This window comes from Planctomicrobium limosum (genome assembly GCF_051465645.1).
Lineage (GTDB): Bacteria > Planctomycetota > Planctomycetia > Planctomycetales > Planctomycetaceae > Planctomicrobium.
The window spans coordinates 3,349,680-3,372,576 of the sequence record NZ_CP195790.1; the positions used below are offsets into that span (position 1 = coordinate 3,349,680).

Below are 22,897 nucleotides of genomic sequence, written 5' to 3' on the forward strand. Positions count from 1 at the left end.
TAGCGCCCTGATGACAGTTCAGCTTAAAGAGCGAACTATTTTCCACCTGGCTTACGCCCGGCCAGAATTTCGGCGATATGCATCACGGCGATTGGCTTCTTCTGACGGCGAATCAATCCGTCAAGGTGCATCAGACAGGACATGTCACCTGCCGTGATCACTTCCGCCCCGGCCTGCTGATGATCCGCAATCCGGTCGTTCCCCATCATGCAGGAAACGGCCTCTTCGGCAACAGCGAATGTCCCCCCGAAACCGCAGCACTCATCAGGGCGTTGCAGATCGACGAGCGTAATTCCGTTCATCTGGCGAAGCAGTGATTCTGCTTTATTCTCCAGAGTCACCATCCGTTCCGAGCAGCTGCCCAGACGCAATTCACGTAACCCGTGACAGCTGTTATGCAGCCCGACGCGATATGGAAACGACCGGTTCTCGAATTTCACCTTGAGAACATCAATCAGAAATTGGGTCAGCTCATACGTTTTGTTTTGAACTGCTGTGTAAGCAGGATCATGTTCTCGGAAGAACTGTTCATAATGGTGGGTCACCATCGCAGTACAGCTTCCAGACGGACAGACAATCGCGTCGTATTCCTGGAAGATCTCAACGAAGCGTCTGGCAAGAGGGGCCGCATCGTCGATGCACCCTGTATTCGCCATCGGCTGCCCACAACATGTCTGAGCTTCCGGGTAATCGACAGTGCATCCAAACTGCTCAAGCAGTTCGAGCGTCGCCATGCCAACGTCAGGATACATCTGGTCGACATAACATGGGACGAACAGGCCAACTCGCATGACTGCCTTTATCTCGATATCAGAATGAAAAACTCAGGACAGCTTCCCGTCCGGCCCATAGTCAAACGCAAAAATTTCATCGAGTCCGGCCGTCCAGGGGAGCGGCAGACATTCGCCAGACAACACTTTCAGTTCCTTCTCCACCCGTGTCAACCAACGAGACTCATCGACACAGACCGCAGCTGGCCAATACTGCCGCGTTCGCCCATACGAGGAGCACCAGGGCCCCTGACAAACAATCAGTCGCGTCAGAGGAATGGCATTCAGCAAACTCAAAATGTCTGATAAAGGGTACTCGTCAGGGGAATGCTGAAAAACAATGACCAGATCTGCCTGAGGAGCCAATGTTTGAGCCGAAGGAAGATCAACCACTGTGCAGATGCTTCCGGCATGAACCGATACGGCTGCGACAACAGCCTCCATCCCGGTGGAATCTCCAATGAGCAGCAATGACTCAATCATGGACTCGACCATTGTCTCAATCATGATGCTGCTGGCTTCGCTGCCGCAGAGTCTGCAGCTCCTCGACGAAATCGTTCACATCCTGAAATGAGCGATAAACCGACGCAAACCGCACGAATGCCACTTGATCAATCCGCCGCAATTCTTCGCAGACTTTTTCGCCAATGAATCGCGACGGGACTTCACGGTCGAATGTCTCATAAACGCAGAACTCGACATTGTTCAGGATGCTTTCAACCTGATCAGGGCTGATCGGACGTTTGTAGCAGGCCTTTTCAATCCCCTGCCGCATTCGTTCTCGATCAAACGGGACCCGCGAACCGTCCTTCTTGATCACCTTGAGCGGTGATTCTTCCATCTTCTCGTAGGTCGTAAAACGGCGCCCGCAGTGCAAACACTCACGGCGGCGGCGGATCACGAATTCCTGGCTGCCACGAGAGTCAACCACTTTGCTTTCGCCTTGACGGCAGAACGGGCACAACATGAATTCGTCTCACTTCACCCGCCGACAAGCTGGCAGATAATCCTGATTGACTGAGAGTTAAGCTATTTCACGCATCACCGGCTGGCGATTCAAGCCTGCAGCGAGACCTCCAGAATAGCATAATTTCGCATCGAAGAGCATTCCCGACTCGGACCGCTCGTACTCAGATTTCGTGCTGGCGAAACCAATCCTGCCTACCTGCGCGACCCGATTTCATCAATCTGCTGTTGCAGCTTCTTTTTGATGCGGCCTTCCTGCTGCTGCAAAAGCTCTTCAATGACTTTTCGGGAAGCGTCCCCGATCACCGTGGCCGTACTCCCGCCGATCACGCCAACTCGATGAAGATTAAGATCTCGCAGTTTCAAATCCAGCGATGCAACCTGAGGACTTAACTCGAGTCGCGGCAACGGAGAATCCAGCGAAAACTTGAATTGCGGCTTCGTATCAAGCACGAGTCTTAATTGCAGTTTCGCATCCGAAGTCGTCGTCCCGTTTACCCCTTTAACTCCATATGTCCACAGCACAAATGTCGTTTCGCATCGTGCTTTCAGATCAATCTGAATGGTAAAGCGAATCGACTGATCTGCGCCGGTCTCCTGATGAAGATGGACGTCGAACGTTTCCTCTGGCTGAATCAGCTTGGCTTTATAACGATGCCAGAACCCGTGATTCACATCCCGTTCACGTTTGGAGATTCGCAATCCGCGAACGCGAACGCCATCAAATCTGGAAGTCGTGTCTCCCCAATTCTTTTCGTCGACGAACTCTTCTGAAAGTGCCTGCAACAAGCAAAGCCGGATGACATCCCCCATCGTCTCAGGAGGCCTGGCCGGAGAACCCTCTCCTTCCGGTTTCAAAGCCAGTTGAACTGTGGGAAGCAATTCCTGCGGCAAGTCGCCTGCCTGCACCAGAGTGGCAGTACAGAGGCAGATCATCAGCAATCGGCAGAGGAATGAAATAGAAAAAGACGAGGAAGCGAACTTCCTCGTCTTTCGAGTTTTCAATTGAATGCAGACTGTTGAATTCGCTGCAGAAATTTGATTTCGCAGCATGGATCGAACCAAATTCAACTCATTCAGGAATTTCATGTTTACCCCAATATCGGGGATCCACTCCATTCCCAATCCGTCTGCAATTCGAAGTTACTTAGCGTCCCACCACCAGCGGTTCGCCGGGAGGTTTGTCGCTTTCGCTTTGTTGGCAGTGACCTTCACTTCAGCTGATTCTGTCGCAACGGTTTCGTTGTTCAGAACAGCCAGTGCATCGGCTCGAACACCACCAGCAACCTGCAGAACAATGTCTTTACCGTTGTAAACACGGTGATTCACAACAGATTGGGTTTCTTTTGGAGTTGCAAAGGTCGCTGGGCGATAATCTCCGTTTGCAGCGAAGACTCCACGATCCCAGTTCGCCTGCTGATCCAGATGGTGATTCTGAATCATTGCGGCAACGAGTGCCAGATCAAAGATCCCCTGCAGTTCAGCAAAGACTTGATCCTGCTTTGCGAGCTGGCCGTAGTTCGCAGTGAAGTTCTGAGCGAACTGGCGGTTGATTGCTTCGGCTTTGCCAGATGCAACTCGCTCGCCGTTTGCAGTCAGGAACTCATTCTCAGACAGGCACTTCACACCTGATCCACGAATTTCGAATGCGGTGAAGTCAGCAGAGTGCACCACTGATTCACACTGCAGGGCCATCCACCAACGAAGTGCGTCCAGATTTCCGGAAGCAACGGTTGGATCTTTGGCCAGCAACTGGAAGTAGCTTGGAATTTCCTGTCCGCCGTTCAGCTTGCCGATTCCGATCAGCTTCATGCGGTAATCTGCTTCAACCATGACGCGAGCGACACGGCTGTCTGCAGGAATTCCGTCGACAGAGATGTCCTGATTTCCAAGAATCTGACCAACTTTGTTTGCCCAGCCGCGAACAGCGTTCGGGCTCAAAGAACCGCGTGACTGAGATTCAGTAACGAATTCCTGAACAGCTTTCAGGTTCTCTTTGCGTGGATCGATTGAGCAGGAGAAGTTGGCGTCACCACCGCGATCGAATGTCCGCATGACGGTCACAAGATCATCGAGTTGCAGCGTTGGAGCATCGGATTCCATTGCAACTGGTTGTCCGTCTTGACCATAGCGCCAGCCTTCAGCTGGTCCACCGATGACGATTTCATTCGACTCTGGATAAACCAGAACGAACTGAATTCGGGTCAAACCAGCCAGATTCTTCATGCTCTCAGTAGCGGATTTGCCCTGAGCCATACGAAGAGCGACTTCTTTTTCGAGTCGGGTCAGCGAGACCAGACGCAAGTTTGAAGGAGCTGCGAGGTCATCATTGAGCTGAGCACGGCGACCGTCAGTATGAATTGCTTCAACACGGCCGGTACGGTCTTCCTTCAGGCTGCTGGCGAGCACACCGTTTGGATCAACCATGATACCGCTGCGGTACGGGAAGACAGATGGAGCCAGGTCCGGGTCGGTTTCTTCCCAGTTTCCTTTCACAACTGCCTGAATCAGCATCGCCAGCATCATCAAGCTGGCGTCGGTTCCCCCGTTCAGCACCTGCTCACGAGCGATGTCGGCAACAGCTTCTTTACGGCCGCGAGATTCATCGAGAAGCGGCAACAGTGACTTGGCTGCTTCAGGGTTGCCGGCCTTTTTCTGGGCCTCAATGACCTGTTGAACCAGTGCATCACGTCCGTCTGCAGGGAGAGCGGCAGCAACGTCAGCAGCAGCCCCCATTTCACCTGATGCAAGCAACCCGGCAACGTCAGCCTGAGGAGTCGGTCCAGCAGCAAACACCTGAAGATTCAGGGAGCCAGCGAACATCGACAAAGCAGTCGCACCTGCGACCACTCTCCTTCGGAGACGTGCGGTCTGATGTTCTGACCGGGCAAAAACAAAAGTTGCACGCGTCATAGAGATTCGCTCCGCCAACGCCGTAATTCGGCAACTGAGGGACGCCCCAGTCCGGTCTGCAATCGTCAGGCAGCTGGAAATGGTCCCAAAACGATGAAAACTCGCTCGTACAGTTCGCTGCACGAGACGATTGAAGTGAATTTGAAGACCAGCACGTCAGTTTATGGGTGCAGGTCCGCCCGTTTTGCTGTTAACCCACAGAAAACGATTATCCATAGAATCGTCTTCTCGTATTCCATCGTCAAGAACATTAATAGGAATTGACTTCTGCGCGGGCAGGGTGAGGGAAAGTGGTCGAAAGAATAAGAACAGCCGGTATAATGAACCGGCCTAATTACACCAATCACACCCGACGCACCGTCTGGCGCGAATATTCCACAGGCAATCCCTGGGGGTTCCCGGCCGTTTTCTCCCTGATTCGGTCTATTTGCACCTGTCACGTCAGCTAAGTTTTCCTCCTGAGATGCCAGAGCTCCCTGAAGTCGAAACGATGGTTCGCGGAATTCGCTCCCAACTCGAAGGAGCGAAAATCATCGACGTTGCCCTGCCCCCATGTCATTGCCGGCCGATTCTGATCCAGCCGGAATTCCCTCAACTTCGAGCAACTTCGCAGGGACAAACCGTTCAGGCGGTGACCCGAAAAGCAAAACGGGTACTGATTCATCTTCAAAACGGCACCACTTTTGTCATTGAACCCCGAATGACAGGACTGATGCTGGTCGGCAATCCACCGGACGCAGAGCACCTGCGATTTGAATGGAAGCTAAAAACCGGCCGCACAGAGCATTCCATCTGGTTCTGGGATCGACGCGGATTGGGAACACTCCGCCTGATGACCGCTCAAGAATTCGAGAGCGAACTCGGCCCTGCCCGTCTTGGCCCAGACGCCCTGGAGTTGACAGCCGAACACCTTGTCTCAGTTCTTTCCCGAACCAGCCGCCCCATCAAGGTGGCCCTGCTCGACCAGAAGCTCATCGGGGGAATTGGAAATTTGTACGCGAGTGAAATTCTGCATCTGGCGAGAATTGCCCCCGACCTCCCGGCCAATCAACTGAATCGGCGACAGCTCGACAGGCTTCTCTCGGCGACGCTGTCGATTCTGCAGGAAGCAATTCTGTACGAAGGCTCAACGCTCGGAGACGGAACTTACCGCAACGCATTGAACAAGGACGGAAGCTACCAGAACAAGCACCGCGTCTATGCCCGCGAAGGAGAACAGTGCGTCTCCTGCAAGCGTGCCGAGATCGTTCGGATTGTCCAGGCACAGCGGAGCACGTTCTATTGTCCGAGATGCCAAAAGCCGTAACCCTGACTTCCGCTTAGCGCACTTCCAGCCACTCGCTCAGTAACGGTGTGATCTGCGTTTTGTCGCTCTGCTTTGCAGAGACCAAGAGTGCTTCCAGACGCGTGACCTGAGAATCGATCACAGGAAATGCCGCTTCCAGGGGTGGTTCAGCAGGAACCAACCGACTGACAATCTTTTCGATCAGTTCGGGAATCCCCTCATGTTGAATTGCCGAGACAGAAAGTGCCCCTGACGGTGGCGCAGATGTCACAGGGAGATCACATTTATTCCAGACAACAACGGCATCAGGCAGACGACTCAATAACTGCCGGTCCTCGTCGGTGATTCCAGCGGTGGAGTCCAGAACGACAACGACCAGATCAGCTTCCGACAGACGTGTTTTTGCTTTGGCGATCCCTGCGGCCTCAAGTTCAGATTCGGTCTCGCGCATCCCTGCGGTATCTGAGAGTTCAACTGGCCACCCGCGAAAGGCAGTTTCCGCGGTAACGACATCGCGAGTCGTGCCCGGCATATCGAACACGACGGCTCTCTCGAACCCGACGAGTGCGTTAATCAGCTGAGACTTTCCGACATTGGGACGTCCACAGAGAACGACCTTCCACGGAACAAGCAGATGCCGCCCGAACTCACGGTGAGCCAGAAGTCGTTCAATCGCAGCGACCAGCTTCTCACCTGACAATTCCCGTAACGCACCAACAGCCTGCGGGAAGAGAGACTGTTGCCGCAACAGATGATGAGCCGTTCTTTGAGTCGTCGCCTTGCTGAGTGCCTCTGCACACTCAGATTCCACAAGTGACGTCCCGATCTGTCGCCATTGCTGTTGTGTGATGACTTCAGCCCCGTGTTGCTGCAGATCTGAAAGAATCCGCTGAACGGCAGCAATTCCGCCGTGACAGTGCAATTCGGCAGCATGTTCGCCGGTTCGGAGAAAGACAATTTCTTCAGGGGAAACGGTTCCCCATGTGCCAAAGCAAACGGCCTGCTGCTTCTGTGACGTCGCACTCAGACCATTGACCGGAAAGAACTCGCCATCGAGCAAGTCGAGCGGCCCGCGCACTCCAATTGTTGCGACAGCTCCACGCCCGCGCGGGGTCAATTCACAGACAAACATGGTGGTCTCATCACTCATTGGGTGCGATGACATTGATTCCATCAGAGACGGTGACTTGGGCGTGAATGTCATGGTGCCTGAATCTGACCAGCGATCGCGGCGAGCCCGCGCATCGGCAACTCATTTTCCAGTCGAGCACCAGGAAGGTACGGAGCCAGAATGCCACTTGCCCCTCCAGTCAGCAGAACAAGTGGAGGAAGCGTCGAGTCGGTCACCAGAACGTCAGTGAGTCGCGAGATCATTTCCCGCACCGCGCCAAGATGTCCCCAATATAAGCCACTCGCAATCGCGGCTTCCGTATTCTTGCCGATGACTGCCGGTTCGTGTTTCAGCAGATCCCAGACATTGACATGAGGCAACGTCGTTGTCTCCTCATGCAATGATTTCGCCCCCAGAAGAATGCCCGGCAGAATCGCTCCCCCCTGAAATACGCCATTTACGTCAATCGCATCGACGGTAATCGCGGTACCGGTTCCCACGGTAATCGCAGGCTGGTTCGGAGCCCTCAGAATGTTTGCGGCAATCGCGTTCAGCAAGCGATCGATTCCAACCTTCTCCGGGTAGTCAACCTGAATCGTCAGTGGCAGAGACAACTTCTCGGTGAACAGTCGTGGAGCAGGAAGTGAGTTCGGCCAGGCTGCGACGATCTGTCTAGCTTTCTCCAGATTGGTTCCGACAACAACGGCAGGGACATGCGTCTCCCCGACAAACCAGCTGGCGATCGTTGCCCAATCAATTGGGTCGGCATAGAGCACCGCAATTGACTGCTCGATCACAGGAAGTTGTCCGTCACCGGTGTTTCGACACGCAGCGAACTTCACTCGTGTGTGACCGGCATCGACAACCAGACATTTCGCAGCCACAACGGAGATCCTGACTCTCTTAAAATGCTAATTCATATCCAGCAAACAAAATCGAGTGCGTCTCTACTGCAATGCTCAGAGCGCCGTCTCGACGGAAGTGGAAGCGTCCCATTTTGGACTCTTCATGCCGGCTCGTTGGCCAGATTGTCTGCTTCCAGAACCAAAAGTATCGACTCTGGCAACCAAACGCCATTACCCTCCAAAAGCAAAACAGATTCGCGTTGCCCGATCCAATGGGACATCTCAGCAGCAACTCCGCAAAACAGCGGCATTTACTGGAAAAATCCCCGATTCAAAAAACCCCACGACATTCAACGAATCGATCAACTCCTCCTGACTCTGCTCAAATTGAGCCGAGTCATCAGATCTGAGGCCACATTAACGAATCAAATCTGGTGAAAATGTGCCAGCATTTGTTACGATCAACCAGATTGAAACAGGATTGCCCTGTTTCATAAAGCTGCTGGCTGTGTTGTCCACTCGAATCCATTGCGAAGGGAACAGGAAGTTATGCAAACGCCCCCAGTTGACCGTCGGCTTACCTGGCTGATTGCAGGAACCCTGCTCGGCATGGCCATCACCTATTATTGCCCGGCCGAACCTGCTCATGCGTCAACAGCATCTGCTGGTGAGCGATTTGCAATGGCTACCTGCGACACCATTGCTCTCAACAGTGAAGCCGTCTTCGTTCTCGACATGGTCACCGGTCGCCTGATTGGCGCCGGGTACAGCACACTGGTTGGCGGATTCACCCATTCCTGGGCTCGCAACCTCGCTGCAGACTTCCGCGTCACCACGAAGGCTCAATATGTGATGGTGTCCGGTCGAGCCAATCTCCAGCAAACAGGAACAGCCGGAGCACAACCGGGAAGCGGAGTCATTTATATTGGCGAAATGACCTCTGGTCTCGTCAATATGTACGGATTCTATTACCCACAATCCACCGGCCCGCTTCCTCCACAAGAACTGATTCTGATCGGTTCATTCCCTTGGCGAATGAGTTCCAAGTAACGTCCAAAAGCGTCACAGTGTTGTCCGGCAACTGCAAGTCGGTCGCCTGACACTCCACTTAATGCATTCAATTTCCTGTAGAGGCTCACCGCAGGTCAACTGGCCTGCGGTTTCTTTTTTCAATGAATTCCGACTACGAACTCCTGATACGACTCTCTGAAACCCCGAATCTCATGGCGCAAGTCGCCAGCAAGGAAGGGCAGGGGCTGAAACTTCAGACACAGTTGAGGAAGCAATTCGACCCGGAACTCGTTCGGGGAGCGTTGACACTTTCTGAACTGCGAACCCGTGCCAGCGGACGACACATTCACGCTGACAAGATGTGGTTCAGCCGTCAGGAACTAGAGCAGGCCACTCCCGATCTCATTGCCGAGCACAAGGCCAAACGCTTTGCAGCCGCTGGCTCACACGTCTATGACCTCTACTGCGGATTCGGTGCGAATTCGATCGGATTCGCCAAAGCCGGACTGAATGTCACGGCTCGCGAGACATCAGAGATCGCCATCCTCAGAACCCGAATGAACGCGGCGGTGTATGGAGTCGCAGAACGTATTCAGACCGAGGTTGTGAACAATCCGGTTGAAGCCTTAACTGCAGATTTGATTCACATTCATCCTCAACGTACTGCCACGAATCAAAAGGCAGTGAAGCTGGAAGACTACATTCCGAATCAAGAATCGCTGCAGTCGCTGGTTGAACATGAGCCGGGCGGGGCAATCACACTTTCGTCCGCCAGCAATTTCGGGGGTAAGTTCAACCAGTGCGAGATTGAACTCGTCAGCCTGAATGGAGATTGCCGGGAAGCCATCGTCTGGTTTGGTTCGCTCCGTGGGGAACACGCGATGCGAGCGACAATTCTTCCTCAAGGTTTCACTCTTTCCGGGAACCCCTGGGAATCGCTTGGAATGGTCGGTCCACTAGAGACATATCTCTATGACCCTGATCCAGCGATCGTGCGTGCTGGGCTCGTCGACAGGCTGACTGAAGAACTCAGCCTGAATCGTCTCGACGCCGCAGAAGAATACCTGACTTCTGGCGAGCTGATTCACTCACCTGCGGTCGCCTGTTATGAAGTCCTGATGGACCTGCCAAATAACGATCGCGACATTCGAAATTACTTCCGCGAAGCAGAGATCGGGGAAGTCGAAATTCGCTGCCGACATGTCCCTGTCGACGCGGCTGCTCTCCGCAGAAAGCTGCCGCTCAAAGGCAAGAACAAGGTGACACTGTTCTTCGCCAGACTGGATGGAAAGACGAGAGCAGTCATCGGCCGACGCGTCATTTCGCCATAGGCAGGCAATACGCCAGCTCAAGTTCATCCCCGGTCGCTTCAGGCTTTCGCGGAGCTCTATTTCGCTCCATCGACTGAAGTTGGCGGAGCATCGGGAATTGCCGCACCATTTGGTGGGAGCGGAGGCGAATCCGATTGAGGAATCAGCGCTGGAATTTCCGACTTCGCTGGTGGGACAACCGGCGGGATCACTGGCGGACTGATGAGCAGTGTGGGATCCACTTCACGGAGCGGATCTTCCATGCTGCCTGGCAACACCGGAATCGGACGTGCAATCACTTTTTCCTGTGGCTGCACGTAGATCGGGTTATGCGCGTAGTTCGGGAGCGCTCGATATCCGCGGCTCAATGAGCGATCGTAGATCTTGTCATTGAACTTATGTTGATACCAGTCAGGGTAACCAATCCGCGTGAGATCCAGCCCCGGGTCGTACCAACGCTCCAGCGACCGAGGTTTATCGACGAAATTATCGACGACGTCCTGATATCGCTCTGTGATCGTAAAGCATTGACAACCTGCGAAGCCCATCAGGACCACGCAGACGCCAGACAACTGAAATGCCTGCATAGACCTGCTCCCCTCGTACCGGCTGTATCAAAGGAATCGGTTTCGCAGTGCAAAAAACTTTGGTGCAATCCGAAGCAATTGAAAATTGTCAACATCGATGTTGCCATGCTGTTGCCACGATTCAACACATCGGCATTTCCCGCCGCAACAGACAATCCCCTCCAAATCAAAACTCGTTTCCTGCGGCAGCACTCAGAAAGCCAACCTAACATTGTGATGCGGGCAGAAGGAGCGTCGAGCCAAATCACCTTAATCCAGCACCAATCAAGCTGTTGCGAAACGCACCTCTTCAGGATCGAAGAGATTTCAATCTGCTGAGATCACATCAGAATCAGTCGTTAATGCACTCTGAATGGAGTGATTCACGACAAACTTCATCTCTGCGTGATCCGAAAGTTGAAACAGCCTGGTGGCGAGGAGTCTTGGCAACGTCGCATTTTTCCAGGAAGAGGCTACTCACATGGTCCACACAATGCGCGATGCGGGCAATTGCATTGATCACCCGGAAGAGATTGCAGAACTCGTCCTGAAAATCCGGGACGAATACTGCGAGGGATGCCTCCGATTCACAGGCTCACTGCCTGACGATGCACTTCCCGAGGTGGATCGCAGACGTGATGTTCGAGAACCGTTGGCGATTCCATTTTATCTGCAACCAGTTCAAGTTCTGAACGAGAAGCAGGTCGAAACGCGCGGAGAATCCACCCTCGCCGTAACACGCGATCTTTCTCTGAGCGGAATCGGAATCCAAAGCGACGTTCCGCTGGATCAGCGATACTACATGGCGGAATTTGACTGTCCAAAACAGAATTCCGTGCGGTTTCTTGTCGAGATTCGCTGGAGCCAAAAGAAATCCAGCCATAACTATCAGGCCGGTTGCAGCATCGTCTGCCCGTTGGATCACGATTGCAGAAGAAGCAACAACTCGCCCTGAGTACGGCACTCTGAGATCAGCCAGCCGCCATTCGTGAATTTCGATTCGCTTTCAGCACCGTCATCATTGAGAACTGATCAAGATGCGGTCCGGCTGAAAGCCAGCACGTTCCCTTTGCACAAGAACACAGCAAGAGACGAAGCGAAAAGCAACATCTCGGCTGTGTCCAGAGCACTCTTCTGTCACCACCCCAGTGACATATTGGTCTCGATGACTTTCTGAGCGTCCTGCAGGTCGCAACCGGTTTCGTGCATGTAGAGACGAATCGCGTGAACCTTGTCGCCAGACGCCTTCGCCAGACATTCACGAGCCGTATCACTTGGCTGAGCAGCCGTCTCCATTCCCAGTAATCGCTTCGAGATCACCCAGACATCGCGAGGACGCTTGCTGACTCGCATGATTTCTTCTTCAGGGTAGTGCTCATGAGCGAATCCTCGCGCTTCCTCCGCGGAATCAGCCCAGCCAATCATGATGTGAGCGGCCGTCTCAATCTCAAACAATGGCATCTATCCGACTCCATCTGGAAATGGTGGCAATTGGCAATAGCAGGTGTCTCTGACGGAATCCCCTGACAAGACAAATCTGCTTCGGTTCAGGTTCATCGTTCCTTGTCGGAATGTCAACTTATTTTACGACTCGCTGAATCTCTTCCACCGATGTCACCCCGCGAACGACCAGCCGCAACCCTTCTTCCTGCATGTAGAGCATCCCCTCTTTGCGAGCTTCGTTACGAATTGCAGACATGGCTGCCCCTTCTCGAAGAAGGTCTTTCATGCGTTCGCTCAAAGCCAGCATTTCGTAGACACCAATTCGCCCGTGATAACCTGTCCCACCGCATTTCGGGCAAGACTTGTTCTCGACTGGGGGACGATAGAACTCTTTGATTTTCCCAACCGGCAATCCCAGCTCTTTCAACTCTTGAGCCGTTGGGGCATACGCTTCGCGACACTGCGTACACAACCGACGTGTCAGTCTCTGTGCAAGAATGGCCGAGACCGCAGTTGAAAGCATGAATGGCTCGACACCGAGATCCATCAAGCGATAAAGCGCTGTGATCGAATCGTTGGCGTGGATTGTCGAGAAGACCATGTGCCCGGTGTTCGCTGCCTGACAGGCGATCTTCGCGGTCTCTTCGTCTCGAATTTCCCCAATCATGACGACGTCAGGGTCCTGGCGAAGAATACTTCTCAATGACTGGGCAAACGTCGTGCCCCCCTTGGTATTGATCTCAATCTGCGTGACATTCGCCATCTTGTATTCAACAGGATCTTCGATGGTGATGATGTTCTTTTCATACGCATCGAGTTCATTGATCGCGGCATACAAGGTGGTCGACTTACCGGCCCCGGTCGGCCCGCACACCAGCATTAACCCGTGCGGCTGATTGATGACCTGAGCAAGCGTCTCGGCGACCTGCTTGCGCATTCCCAGCTGAGCAATCTTGCTGACTGAATTCGACTGGTCGAGAATACGCAAACTCACCTTTTCGCCGTGGCGCGTTCCCTGAGAAGCGACACGGAAGTCAATCTCGCGTCCTTCCAGAATCGCTCCGAAACTTCCGTCCTGAGAGCGACGACGTTCCGTGATGTCCATCGCACACAACACCTTGACGATGTTGGTCACGGCATCGCCGGTCGCCTTGTCGAATGGTTCCGCAGGGAACATGACACCGTCGATGCGCAGACGAACCGCCAGTTCTTCATCTTTCGGTTCGAGGTGAATATCGGTCGCGCGTCGCAGCAGGGCGTCGTAGACGAGTTCTTTTGCTGCAACGTATCCCTTGGACGTTTCGACCTGCTTTGAGCGGCTGACATCCTTCTGGCCGGTTCGCGACTTTCCAACAAACGTAATTGGCGGTCCATTGTGTGCATCACCCTGACTCTTGCGAGACAGGTTGATTCCGACCTTCGCAAGTTGACGTCGGGACCAGCTATCCAGGTGAGCAGGTGTCATGACCTGACGGTTTGGAGGGACGCATTGATTTCGCTCCCAAACGTAGAATCCCAAAGGGCCGCCAAAGAACAGCGCGACGGCACCTAATCCGGTCGCCATCCCGGGCGAATTCAGCATCAACACGAGCGCAACGACCCCGCCCAATAACATCCAGCTGTTCCAGAAGTCTGGCCTGACTTTCAGCCCCCGACTGTCTTCATGGACCCAGTTTGAATAGTGCAGCCAAAAAGCAAAGGCCCCAATCACAAAGGCCAGTTTGAAAAGCGAGAAGTAAAAGCCGACCTGTGGAGCCACATTCACGTGCAGATTCGGGTGATCTGGACGCGATGGAACCTGATTCCCGCGTGAGAACGGATCTGGAGGATCAGGGTATCGTCCAAACTGTGGCGAGCTTGCCCCTGCAGGCACAGGAGGAACCTGAGCGAAGGTGATGCCGCTGAGCAACACAGACTGGAATACGACGATCAGAATCGCCTGAACCAGTAGACCCTGTTTGCGATGGTTCATTTTCACCAGTTTGTCCCGCAATGAGATGACGCGAATCCTGACAGGTGCGTTGCCATAAGGTACGTGCAGCACAGCCCCTGAGTCCACATCGAACGGTCATGCCCCGTTGAGAATAACGGAACTGCGATAAAAAACTGCCGGGGACGACTTCGCGATTCCCCGGCAATTCCATTTCTCGTCTCGTTTACAGGATCGAAGGACCTTTAACCTGAATCCCTTTGATCATCATCTTTAACTCTTCCACGTTTGGAGAGATTTCAAACGCGTCCGCACGACTGATCATTTCTCGAGTCACGAACGAATACAGCGAGTCATTGAAGAGCTGCATCCCTTCGTCTTTTCCGATACGAATTGCAGACGCCAGTTTCTCGTCCATCGACTCCAACACCAGCTTTCGCACCGTTGGATTGAAGAGCATGATCTCGACGATCGGGACTCGTGACGGCTTGTCGACGATCGTCTTCAGAAGCTTCTGACCGACGATGGCCTTCATGTTCATCGCCATACTCGCGCGAATCGCGCTGTGCATGCTCTGTGGGAACAAGTCGAGAATACGCTGAATGGTTCCCGGTGCACTCGAAGCGTGAATCGTTCCGTACACAAGGTGCCCGGTTTCCGCAGCATGGATCGCCGTTTCGAACGTTTCCTGGTCTCGCATTTCTCCCACGAGAATGATGTCTGGATCTTCTCGCACCGCATGTTTCATGGCGATGTGGAAGTCGATCACGTCCTGACCAATCTCTCGCTGATTGATCAAGCATTTATCCGCGGTGTACACGAACTCGATCGGGTCTTCGATCGTCAAGATATGCTTGCGATACTGCCCATTGATCCAGTTCAACATCGAGGAAATGGTCGTTGATTTCCCGGACCCGGTCACTCCGGCGAGCAACACCATCCCCTGATCGTACTTACACAAATCCACCATAATTGGAGGCAGATAAAGCCCTTCGAATGGTGGAATCGACTGTTCAACCTTTCGAGCACAAAGGCCCGGTTTGCCAAGCTGTTTGAAGAGGTTCACACGAAATCGCCAATTCGTTCCCTCGTACGGAACGATGTGCGAAAAGTCGGCTCCCCCATTTTGCTCCATGATGCGCTTATTGCGGTCATCCATCACTTCATAAAACATCGCCCAGAGCTGCTCTGCTCCCAGCGGAGGCATCTGAAGCTCACGAATGGCCCCTCTCACCCGAAGCATGGCAGGCTTATCAGTCTGCAAATGCAAATCTGACGCACCGTTCTTGATCTGCAGTCGGAAAAGCTTGTTGATCTCAGGATCAGGCGCATTCTTATCCACCTTTGGCGGGCCCATGATCTCGGCCTGCGGATTAACAGATGGTGCTGAACCGTGTGATGACATGACACAAGTCCTGAGGTGAAGGGAGAAGATCTCGGAACGAACCACGCACAAGATTGAGCACACCCTGAAGGAAGTGCACGCTCCTGAGCTCCCGAAATCTTGATCGTGAATCGAAGAATTTGAACCGAACTGATTTCCACTGTTCTTTACGCGAAAACGGCAACAGTGGCGAACGAAAATTGTAACAGTGCAACCTCCAGAGGCCAAATCGACAACGAGTCATACTTTCCCCGATGCCGAAACCGCCTGAACTGCGACATGCCGCCAGAGGAAGCTCTCATATTTCCGGAATACTCCATCCCGACTCATGGAGAGAAGGGAAGACAGGAAACCGCCCATCCTCATTCATCCATATTCAACACACCTCTCAATTCAGCAAAACCACGAGTCGAGCCACGCAACCTGCGTCAAATTCCTGCACATTAATGAATTTTCCAATCGCGATTCATCGGTTCTCACCAACCGATCAAAAGCCGTTTAAGACAACCCGAAAACCACTTCGACCTGCAAAAACCTCATCAACAGAAGTCTGAAACAGCCTGGAGCCCGGGTTGTAGTGACCATGCGTGTTTAAAACGGTGGAAAGCAATCTGAAACCTCTGAATTGCTATTGGCGATCTCTCTGTCGGATCGATGTTCCATATCGCAACGCCCTCATGTTGATTCACGAAAAAAATTCGTCACTTGTGACCGACCTCACCAAAAAGAGCGAGGTAACGTTAACAGTGACCGATTGACGACCGAAATCGACGCGCGTAGAAATTGGTTAAGACGTTCTTTAGTTTTTTTGGCGAAAAAGTTAATTTCGCTGAAAAATACTTCGTGGACGCAAGGGGGAGTTGTGTTAGGATGGCATCCGTGTTTCAGGCGTCCCATGGAGGGAAAAATGCCTGTCTGAAATTGAAGCAACGCGTGAAGGCAGAGAATGTTAGGTCAAGAACGCGATTGCAGATTCCAGAGCAGGTTGGGCCTTTGGGAGGGAGTAAGGATGCTGTCGCCCCAATATTTCTCGAGCGAATCGATTCGAGGGACTTTTCTGGCTGCCCCACTCTTGATGCGGGGGTCACCACCATCCAGATCCGACGGATGTCGGAGTTTGAATCAGGCCCCGTGGCCGATACGAACCTGAGTTCGTCGAGGCATCAAGCCATAATCAGCGACATCGAGTCTCATCAAATCCGAGACAACTGGGCGATGTCCTCCTGATTTGATTCCTGGTGTTCATCGTTCCCAATATTCAATCGTTCTGCCACCTCGGTCTCTCCTTCATGATGAATCCAATGTGTCTATTTGACTTTCACATTGATGCAATTTCACTGAACGGTGCTCAACACACTGCGTTGTGCGGAGCGAGTGGGGAACAACTCCGATTCAAACGATTCGGAAAAATTCGTATTTCTGGCAACCTGAGCTGAGTTGAGCCGGTTCGCCATATTTTTAAGACAATTCGTTAATTTTCGGCTAGGAGTAGAACGTGCATCGACTTGATTCCGGTCTTGCAGACCTGATGAAGCGATCCCATAAACTGGGATTTCTGACATTTCAGATGGTCGACGCCTATCTGCCGGATGAAGGCGGCGATCCGGTCATGATGGACCGGATCATCCACGCAATCGAGGAACTTGATCTGACTTTGATCAACGACCCGAGTGCACCAAAGACTGTTGCTGAAAAAACCCGAATGGAGCAGCAGCAGACTCCAGATCCGGACATCACCGAGATGGCTTTGGCGCGTGGGCTGATCGAGCCTGACGCTCCGATGTCATCACGCGACCCGATCCGGATGTACCTCAGCCAGATGGGGAACATTCCGTTGCTGACCCGGGAAGACGAAATCTTCCTGGCAAAGCAGATCGAAATCACCCGAAAACGATATCGACGCATGTTGATGCAATCAGATTTTGCATTAAACACTGCAGTCGAAATTTTGGAACAGGTTCACTCAGGCGAGCTGCCTTTCGAGCGAACCCTGCGAACTTCCGATACCGAAAACACCAAGAAGGAACAGATTCTTGGTCGTATGCCGGTCAACCTGCCGACTCTGAAGCACCTGCTTGCCGAAAACCGCAAGGATTTCGAATTGATCCTGCAAGAAGGCACTTCAACAGAAGAACGTCAGGTCGCTCGTGAACGGATGAAAATCCGTCGCCGCAAGATGTGTTCACTGGCAGAAGAACTGTCATTGCGAACCCATCGCCTGCAACCGGTCTATAAGCGGATGCAGCAGATTTGCGAGCGAAAGATTGAACTCGTTCGTGAAATCAACGCGATCAAGAAGAAGCCATCTGCCGTTAACGAAGTCGCCATGCTGCGTCGTGAACTGCAGGAACTGGTCGACCTGACTTGCGAAACTCCAGAAGAGTACAAGAACCGTCTGGCAGGGATTCGCGATCGCTTTGACGCCTGGACACATGCCAAGCAGCAGTTGTCTGGCGGAAACTTGCGACTCGTGGTGTCGATCGCCAAGAAGTATCGTAACCGCGGCCTGAGCTTCCTCGACTTGATTCAGGAAGGAAATGCCGGTCTGATGCGCGGGGTCGAAAAATACGAATACCGCCGCGGCTACAAGTTCTCAACATACGCAACATGGTGGATTCGGCAGGCAATCACTCGTGCGGTCGCTGACCATGCACGAACGATTCGTATTCCGGTTCACATGTTCCAGAGCATCTCGACTCTGAAAGCCAAGAGCGAGCAGATTCGTCAGGAAACCGGTCGTGAACCAACGACCGAGGAACTGGCCGAAGCAGTCGGATTGTCGGTTGAAGAGACCGAACGCATCATGAAGACCTGGAAGCACCCGATCAGTCTCGATACGCCAGTCGGCGAAAGCGAAGACTCGAGCTACGGTGACTTCCTGGAAGACAGCAGCGAAAGCACACCTGCCGATTCCGCAATGCATCAGATGCTGCGGGACAAGATCAACCATGTGTTGAAGAGTCTGACCTACCGCGAACGCGAAATTATCAAATTGCGTTACGGTCTGGGCGACGGCTACAGCTATACACTGGAAGAGACTGGCCGTATCTTCAAGGTGACTCGCGAACGTATTCGTCAGATCGAATCAAAAGCTCTGCGAAAACTGCAGCATCAGACCCGTGCTGAGCACCTGCGAGGATTCGTCGAAACCCTGTACTCCGGTCAGGATGTCGAACTCCCACCAGTGGACTCAGAAGAAGGTCTTGAACCAGTCGAAGTCTAATTCACTTTGATCAAGCCTGATAACGACAAGCCGCTCACGTTTGCGTGAGCGGCTTTTTTTATTGCAATCGCCGGTCATACAAAGTCGATTCCAGCGTCGTCAGTCCCGATGGAGCGATCCCCGTTTCACAGCCCATCCTCAAGTAAAATTCGTTCGTCCCAGCAGGAAGTGTGCTTCACACGCGACTGAGTCTGGCTTCTGCACAAGAGAACTCGCTACAGTAGTATTCAGGCTTCGACAAGGAGTCTGAGATTTCTAGAGTCGGGCAGAGGGGAGAGCCAATGCTGATACAAGTTGCTGCTTCCCTTCTGTTACTTCTGACAGCACTGCTCATCAAGCTCGCTGGCCAGCGAGCGTCCATTGTGAACGTCATCGCCATCGGCGTTGGACTCGTTTCTGTGGGGTTGACCGCCTTTGAAATTGCCAAGGGTGAGCGAGGACCGACCACCGCACATTTTGATAATGTCTCAGTCGCTGCGGCACTCGTCGCGACGGTCACTTGTCTGGTTGTCGCGTTTCTCCACTTCAACTCCAGACATGACAAGACCGGTCCCAGCTCCGTCCAATTATCAGCGACATTCTGGAGTGCCGGACTGCTCTCGCTGATTGGCGTCGGACTTCACCCAGCGCTCACATGGGCGACATTCCAGTTGAGCGTTGCTGCCTTACTTTTTTATGGGCGAGATCGTTCGCAGACGTTCGCGAAATATTGGAAACAACATTCCACACTACTCGTGGGAAGTGCGTTACTCGGAATCGGAACGATCCTGCACCTTTCACACAGACCAGATGCGACATGGTCGTCGACTGGAATGGTTTTGATCATCTGTGGACTCGGTGGAGCGCTGAGATGGTTTCCGTTTCCACGTGTGATCGCGAGGCAGGAAAGCCAGGAACCGATTCTGGATGTCATTGCCTTGCGTTTTCTCCCGTCAATGACCGCAGCCGTTTTTCTCTGGCGTCTGGCAGAGCAGGTTCCGTTTATTCGCCAACAGGCATTCATCCTTGTGATTGCCAGCCTTTTCACACTGACGATCTGTACAACACGTATTTACAGGGAAGAAGTCTTCTCCCGTCGCATGACGTTTCTGTCGTTTTCGACACTGAGTGCATTGATCGTCGCGCTCTGCATTCAGAACTGGCAATGGGGGCATTTCGATGATCGCAACTGGTCGATCTCCTCGAACTTGCCGACCGGACAATCACTCTTTGTACTGATCCTTCTTTCTGAATCAACAACTTTACTTCTCTTCGTCTGCAGCCATCGGCTCTTCCTCTCATCCGGAAATGGAAACGATGTCATCGCTCCACTGACGGGAGCGGTTTATCAACGCCCAATCGCTTCCATCCCCCTTGTCGCCGCACTTGCCAACCTTTCCGGGCTGCCTCCGTTCCCAGGTTTCTGGTGGCGATTAGGACTGATTGTCGCCTGCCTGCTCCCTCATCATCAGTCTGGCCTGACAAAGATGATTGAAGGAGACAATGGATTCACATTGCTCGCAGTTGTGCTCCTGACCATTCTGATTCTCCAAAGTCTGGGGAACCTGAAGCTGATTCAACATGTCCTGCTGGAACAGCCATTTCGCGTCCGTGAAATGCCATTCAAACTGGTGACCTCGATTGCAACAGTCCTGATGCTGGTCTGTTTGCTCGCACTGTCATTCTGCCCTGTTTCGGTCAGTCGTTATCTCATGGACCCGAATGCAGATCTCCAGACTTCACTCTCTCAACGGAGTGAATCGCGAGACGCACGTCAGCACGATTTTACTTCCGCAATCAACATGAACTCGGATGTCTCGCGATCGTCCGGGCCTGTTCAATCTCTCTCCAACATGGATTTTTGAAGTGTCTAAAGTTCAATCCCTATGCGTTTTTTGCGGATCTCGTCCGGGAAAAGATCCTGTCTGGGCGGCTGCAGCGACTGAGTTGGGAACCGAACTGGCTCGACACGGCATCCACATGGTTTATGGCGGCGGGAACGTTGGCATCATGGGAATCGTTGCCGACGCCGTCCTCGCAGGGGGAGGTGAAATCACTGGCGTCATTCCTGAATCGCTCGTCAATCGCGAGCTGGCTCACCCCGGTGTCAAAGACATGCGGGTCGTCGTGTCGATGCACACTCGCAAAGCGTTGATGTCAGAGTTGTCACAAGGGTATATCGCCCTTCCCGGCGGGTTGGGCACGTTTGACGAACTGTTTGAAATCCTGACCTGGGCGCAACTCGGATTTCACCGCAAACCGGTCGCCATCCTGAATACGAATGGCTACTTCGACCCGTTGGTTGCCATGCTGGATTTCGCAGTTGAAAGTGACTTCATGAGAGCAGAACATCGAAGTCTGGTGTTCATTGCAAACACCGTGTCCGAGCTTTTGGCCCACTTCAAAATCGGAGTTCCCGACTTGGACGATGGCACAACTGCGATTCGGGAACTGGCATAAACCGAACGGAGTTCCCTGGCGGACGGTCAATTCGCACGCCGGTGTATACAGTGAATCGAGTTTTGCTCTAGAATATTCGGACTGGAATAACTGATCGCACAACGGTCACCTGACTTCGAGTTGCCGAGGACGACGTGATGGCCAATCTCCCAACTCACAATTTCTGCGGACGTACCCGTCGTGAGTTTCTCTGGCAGTCGGGCTGCGGATTTGGTGGTGCAGCTCTTGCCAGCATGCTCACCCCCGACTTCTTCGCACAGCAGACCTATGCTGCAGATGGCGTCACTCCGTTCGTCAATCCTCTGGAGCCAAAGCAGCCGCATTTCGACGCGAAAGCAAAAGCTGTCATCTTCCTGTTTATGTACGGCGGCCCCAGCCATGTCGACACATTCGACTACAAGCCGGAAATGTACGGGCGGGACAACCAGTCGATCGAAGTGAAGACTTTCGGGCGAGGCGGTCACAAAAATCAGGGACGCCTGATTGAACCTCGCTGGAAGTTCAAGCAGTACGGCGAGTGCGGCAAATATGTCAGCGACCTCTTTCCGCATCTCGGCCAGAAAGTCGATGACATTGCGTTCCTGCACTCCATGACTGCGGACAGTCCGATTCACGGGTCAGCCATGCTCATGATGAATTCAGGAAAGCTCCTCAGCGGCAGTCCTTGTATGGGCTCCTGGGTGAATTACGGTCTGGGCACCGTCAATCAGAACCTGCCGGGCTTCGTTGTGATGCTCGATCCGAAAGGGGGCCCGATCTCCGGAGCGAAGAACTGGAGCTCCGGATATATGCCGGCCTCCTATCAGGCGACAGTCATGCGCCCCAAAGGAGACCCATTCCTCGACCTGAATCCTCCGCAGGACACAAGCAAATCGAGCCAGCGTCGCATGCTGGATTCATTGCGTGAATACAACGACGCGCATCTGGCGTCACGCGGTGACAACTCGAACCTTGCCGCACGGATCGCCAGTTACGAGTTGGCGTACAACATGCAGTCCTATGCTCCGGAAGCAGTCGATCTTGCTGAAGAGACGGCAGCGACTCAAGAACTTTATGGAATGGATGATCCCGTTTCTTCCACATTCGGGCGGCAGTGCCTGCTGGCTCGACGTCTGGTTGAACGCGGAGTCCGATTCATTCAAATTTATTCCGGTGGTGCTCACAACGACGCCAACTGGGACGCCCACACCGAGATGGAAGGGAATCATAACCTTCACGCGAAGGAGACTGACAAGCCGATCGCAGGCTTGCTTCAGGATCTCAAGCAACGCGGGTTACTCGACTCAACACTCATTGTCTGGAGTGGTGAATTCGGTCGCCAGCCCACTGCTGAGTACGCCAAAGGAACCGGCCGCGACCACAATGCCTATGGGTTCACCTCATGGATGGCCGGGGGCGGAGTTAAAGGGGGCATCAGCTATGGAACCACTGATGAACTTGGGGCTCGAGCCGTGGAGAACAAGCTGCACGTGCGGGATCTGCACGCAACCGCGCTGCATCAGATGGGGCTTGATCCAAACCGCCTGACTTACTTCTATGGCGGGCTCGATCAGAAGCTCGTTGGTGTTGAAGGGGCAGACCCGATCCGAGCGATTCTGGCCTAACCAGTCCATCGCATCAGTCCATCGCATCTCAGCTGTGAAGCATTGAAAACAAAAACGCATGGTGTTCTCGATTCGAGAGCACCATGCGTTTTTTATG

20 protein-coding genes are annotated in these 22,897 nt (G+C 53.2%); 9 read left to right on the forward strand and 11 right to left on the reverse strand.

The features are described 5' to 3' along the window. Positions 1-35: 35 nt before the first annotated feature. The 5 genes from SH527x_RS12570 to SH527x_RS12590 form a co-directional block, all read right to left on the reverse strand. Positions 36-791, reverse strand: coding sequence for a (Fe-S)-binding protein (locus SH527x_RS12570; RefSeq protein WP_437191027.1), 756 nt, complete (start codon positions 789-791; stop codon positions 36-38). Positions 792-824: 33 nt separating this feature from the next. Then, positions 825-1,277, reverse strand: a complete 453-nt coding sequence (locus SH527x_RS12575; RefSeq protein WP_437191028.1) for a hypothetical protein — start codon at positions 1,275-1,277, stop codon at positions 825-827. Continuing rightward, the gene (gene nrdR, locus SH527x_RS12580; protein WP_437191029.1) at positions 1,270-1,737 is read right to left on the reverse strand and encodes a transcriptional regulator NrdR; all 468 of its coding nucleotides are present in this window, start codon (positions 1,735-1,737) and stop codon (positions 1,270-1,272) included. The genes SH527x_RS12575 and nrdR overlap by 8 nt, the downstream gene beginning before the upstream one ends. A gap of 194 nt (positions 1,738-1,931) precedes the next feature. After that, positions 1,932-2,672 carry a hypothetical protein gene (locus SH527x_RS12585; protein WP_437191030.1) on the reverse strand — a complete coding sequence of 247 codons (741 nt, stop codon included), beginning with the start codon at positions 2,670-2,672 and terminating at the stop codon, positions 1,932-1,934. A 207-nt stretch (positions 2,673-2,879) separates the two neighbouring features. Next, positions 2,880-4,649 (reverse strand): DUF1598 domain-containing protein, encoded by a 1,770-nt coding sequence (locus SH527x_RS12590; protein WP_437191031.1) that lies wholly within the window; start codon positions 4,647-4,649, stop codon positions 2,880-2,882. A 463-nt stretch (positions 4,650-5,112) separates the two neighbouring features. Between SH527x_RS12590 and mutM the strand changes: the two genes are divergently transcribed. Continuing rightward, on the forward strand, positions 5,113-5,955 hold the full coding sequence (gene mutM, locus SH527x_RS12595; protein WP_437191032.1) for a bifunctional DNA-formamidopyrimidine glycosylase/DNA-(apurinic or apyrimidinic site) lyase: 843 nt from the start codon (positions 5,113-5,115) through the stop codon (positions 5,953-5,955). Positions 5,956-5,968: 13 nt separating this feature from the next. Here mutM and SH527x_RS12600 read toward each other — a convergent pair whose 3' ends face one another. Both SH527x_RS12600 and SH527x_RS12605 read right to left on the reverse strand, forming a co-directional pair. Next, complete coding sequence (locus SH527x_RS12600; protein WP_437191033.1) at positions 5,969-7,099, reverse strand: GTPase; 1,131 nt, start codon at positions 7,097-7,099, stop codon at positions 5,969-5,971. 35 nt (positions 7,100-7,134) lie between these two features. Next, positions 7,135-7,929: a type III pantothenate kinase gene (locus tag SH527x_RS12605; protein WP_437191034.1), complete on the reverse strand. Its 795-nt coding sequence runs from the start codon at positions 7,927-7,929 to the stop codon at positions 7,135-7,137. Positions 7,930-8,053: 124 nt separating this feature from the next. Between SH527x_RS12605 and SH527x_RS12610 the strand changes: the two genes are divergently transcribed. The 3 genes from SH527x_RS12610 to SH527x_RS12620 all read left to right on the forward strand — a co-directional run bounded on the left by SH527x_RS12610 (position 8,054) and on the right by SH527x_RS12620 (position 10,232). Continuing rightward, positions 8,054-8,266 carry a hypothetical protein gene (locus SH527x_RS12610; RefSeq protein WP_437191035.1) on the forward strand — a complete coding sequence of 71 codons (213 nt, stop codon included), beginning with the start codon at positions 8,054-8,056 and terminating at the stop codon, positions 8,264-8,266. Between the two features lie 173 nt (positions 8,267-8,439). Beyond that, positions 8,440-8,940, forward strand: a complete 501-nt coding sequence (locus SH527x_RS12615; protein WP_437191036.1) for a hypothetical protein — start codon at positions 8,440-8,442, stop codon at positions 8,938-8,940. A 122-nt stretch (positions 8,941-9,062) separates the two neighbouring features. Further along, positions 9,063-10,232 (forward strand): THUMP-like domain-containing protein, encoded by a 1,170-nt coding sequence (locus SH527x_RS12620; protein ID WP_437191037.1) that lies wholly within the window; start codon positions 9,063-9,065, stop codon positions 10,230-10,232. Between the two features lie 56 nt (positions 10,233-10,288). On the opposite strand, the gene SH527x_RS12625 is transcribed toward SH527x_RS12620, so the two are convergent. Continuing rightward, on the reverse strand, positions 10,289-10,798 hold the full coding sequence (locus SH527x_RS12625; RefSeq protein ID WP_437191038.1) for a hypothetical protein: 510 nt from the start codon (positions 10,796-10,798) through the stop codon (positions 10,289-10,291). Between the two features lie 460 nt (positions 10,799-11,258). Between SH527x_RS12625 and SH527x_RS12630 the strand changes: the two genes are divergently transcribed. Continuing rightward, a complete protein-coding gene (locus tag SH527x_RS12630; RefSeq protein ID WP_437191039.1) occupies positions 11,259-11,732 on the forward strand; it encodes a PilZ domain-containing protein in 474 nt (157 codons plus the stop codon). A 182-nt stretch (positions 11,733-11,914) separates the two neighbouring features. Here the strand turns inward: SH527x_RS12630 and SH527x_RS12635 are convergent, their stop codons facing one another. The 3 genes from SH527x_RS12635 to SH527x_RS12645 all read right to left on the reverse strand — a co-directional run bounded on the left by SH527x_RS12635 (position 11,915) and on the right by SH527x_RS12645 (position 15,507). Then, positions 11,915-12,238, reverse strand: a complete 324-nt coding sequence (locus tag SH527x_RS12635; protein WP_437191040.1) for a DUF6793 family protein — start codon at positions 12,236-12,238, stop codon at positions 11,915-11,917. 118 nt (positions 12,239-12,356) lie between these two features. After that, positions 12,357-14,264 (reverse strand): GspE/PulE family protein, encoded by a 1,908-nt coding sequence (locus tag SH527x_RS12640; protein ID WP_437191041.1) that lies wholly within the window; start codon positions 14,262-14,264, stop codon positions 12,357-12,359. Between the two features lie 112 nt (positions 14,265-14,376). Continuing rightward, positions 14,377-15,507 (reverse strand): type IV pilus twitching motility protein PilT, encoded by a 1,131-nt coding sequence (locus SH527x_RS12645; protein ID WP_437194624.1) that lies wholly within the window; start codon positions 15,505-15,507, stop codon positions 14,377-14,379. Positions 15,508-17,029: 1,522 nt separating this feature from the next. Between SH527x_RS12645 and SH527x_RS12650 the strand changes: the two genes are divergently transcribed. The 4 genes from SH527x_RS12650 (at position 17,030) to SH527x_RS12665 (ending at position 22,800) form a co-directional block, all read left to right on the forward strand. Further along, on the forward strand, positions 17,030-18,757 hold the full coding sequence (locus SH527x_RS12650; RefSeq protein WP_437191042.1) for a sigma-70 family RNA polymerase sigma factor: 1,728 nt from the start codon (positions 17,030-17,032) through the stop codon (positions 18,755-18,757). A gap of 281 nt (positions 18,758-19,038) precedes the next feature. Further along, positions 19,039-20,601, forward strand: a complete 1,563-nt coding sequence (locus SH527x_RS12655) for a hypothetical protein (RefSeq protein WP_437191043.1) — start codon at positions 19,039-19,041, stop codon at positions 20,599-20,601. Between the two features lies 1 nt (position 20,602). Beyond that, positions 20,603-21,196, forward strand: coding sequence for a TIGR00730 family Rossman fold protein (locus SH527x_RS12660; protein WP_437191044.1), 594 nt, complete (start codon positions 20,603-20,605; stop codon positions 21,194-21,196). Between the two features lie 137 nt (positions 21,197-21,333). Continuing rightward, a complete protein-coding gene (locus SH527x_RS12665; protein WP_437191045.1) occupies positions 21,334-22,800 on the forward strand; it encodes a DUF1501 domain-containing protein in 1,467 nt (488 codons plus the stop codon). The last annotated feature ends 97 nt before the right edge of the window (positions 22,801-22,897 follow it).

Excerpts from the sequence above, each read along its gene's own strand:
- SH527x_RS12570 (WP_437191027.1), bottom strand. The coding sequence starts at position 791 with ATGCGAGTTGGCCTGTTCGTCCCATGTTATGTCGACCAGATGTATCCT.
- SH527x_RS12575 (WP_437191028.1), bottom strand. The coding sequence starts at position 1,277 with ATGATTGAGACAATGGTCGAGTCCATGATTGAGTCATTGCTGCTCATT.
- nrdR (WP_437191029.1), bottom strand. The coding sequence starts at position 1,737 with ATGTTGTGCCCGTTCTGCCGTCAAGGCGAAAGCAAAGTGGTTGACTCT.
- SH527x_RS12585 (WP_437191030.1), bottom strand. The coding sequence starts at position 2,672 with ATGATCTGCCTCTGTACTGCCACTCTGGTGCAGGCAGGCGACTTGCCG.
- SH527x_RS12590 (WP_437191031.1), bottom strand. The coding sequence starts at position 4,649 with ATGACGCGTGCAACTTTTGTTTTTGCCCGGTCAGAACATCAGACCGCA.
- mutM (WP_437191032.1), top strand. The coding sequence starts at position 5,113 with ATGCCAGAGCTCCCTGAAGTCGAAACGATGGTTCGCGGAATTCGCTCC.
- SH527x_RS12600 (WP_437191033.1), bottom strand. The coding sequence starts at position 7,099 with ATGTCATCGCACCCAATGAGTGATGAGACCACCATGTTTGTCTGTGAA.
- SH527x_RS12610 (WP_437191035.1), top strand. The coding sequence starts at position 8,054 with ATGCCGGCTCGTTGGCCAGATTGTCTGCTTCCAGAACCAAAAGTATCG.
- SH527x_RS12615 (WP_437191036.1), top strand. The coding sequence starts at position 8,440 with ATGCAAACGCCCCCAGTTGACCGTCGGCTTACCTGGCTGATTGCAGGA.
- SH527x_RS12620 (WP_437191037.1), top strand. The coding sequence starts at position 9,063 with ATGAATTCCGACTACGAACTCCTGATACGACTCTCTGAAACCCCGAAT.
- SH527x_RS12625 (WP_437191038.1), bottom strand. The coding sequence starts at position 10,798 with ATGCAGGCATTTCAGTTGTCTGGCGTCTGCGTGGTCCTGATGGGCTTC.
- SH527x_RS12630 (WP_437191039.1), top strand. The coding sequence starts at position 11,259 with ATGGTCCACACAATGCGCGATGCGGGCAATTGCATTGATCACCCGGAA.
- SH527x_RS12635 (WP_437191040.1), bottom strand. The coding sequence starts at position 12,238 with ATGCCATTGTTTGAGATTGAGACGGCCGCTCACATCATGATTGGCTGG.
- SH527x_RS12645 (WP_437194624.1), bottom strand. The coding sequence starts at position 15,507 with ATGGGCCCGCCAAAGGTGGATAAGAATGCGCCTGATCCTGAGATCAAC.
- SH527x_RS12655 (WP_437191043.1), top strand. The coding sequence starts at position 19,039 with ATGCTGATACAAGTTGCTGCTTCCCTTCTGTTACTTCTGACAGCACTG.
- SH527x_RS12665 (WP_437191045.1), top strand. The coding sequence starts at position 21,334 with ATGGCCAATCTCCCAACTCACAATTTCTGCGGACGTACCCGTCGTGAG.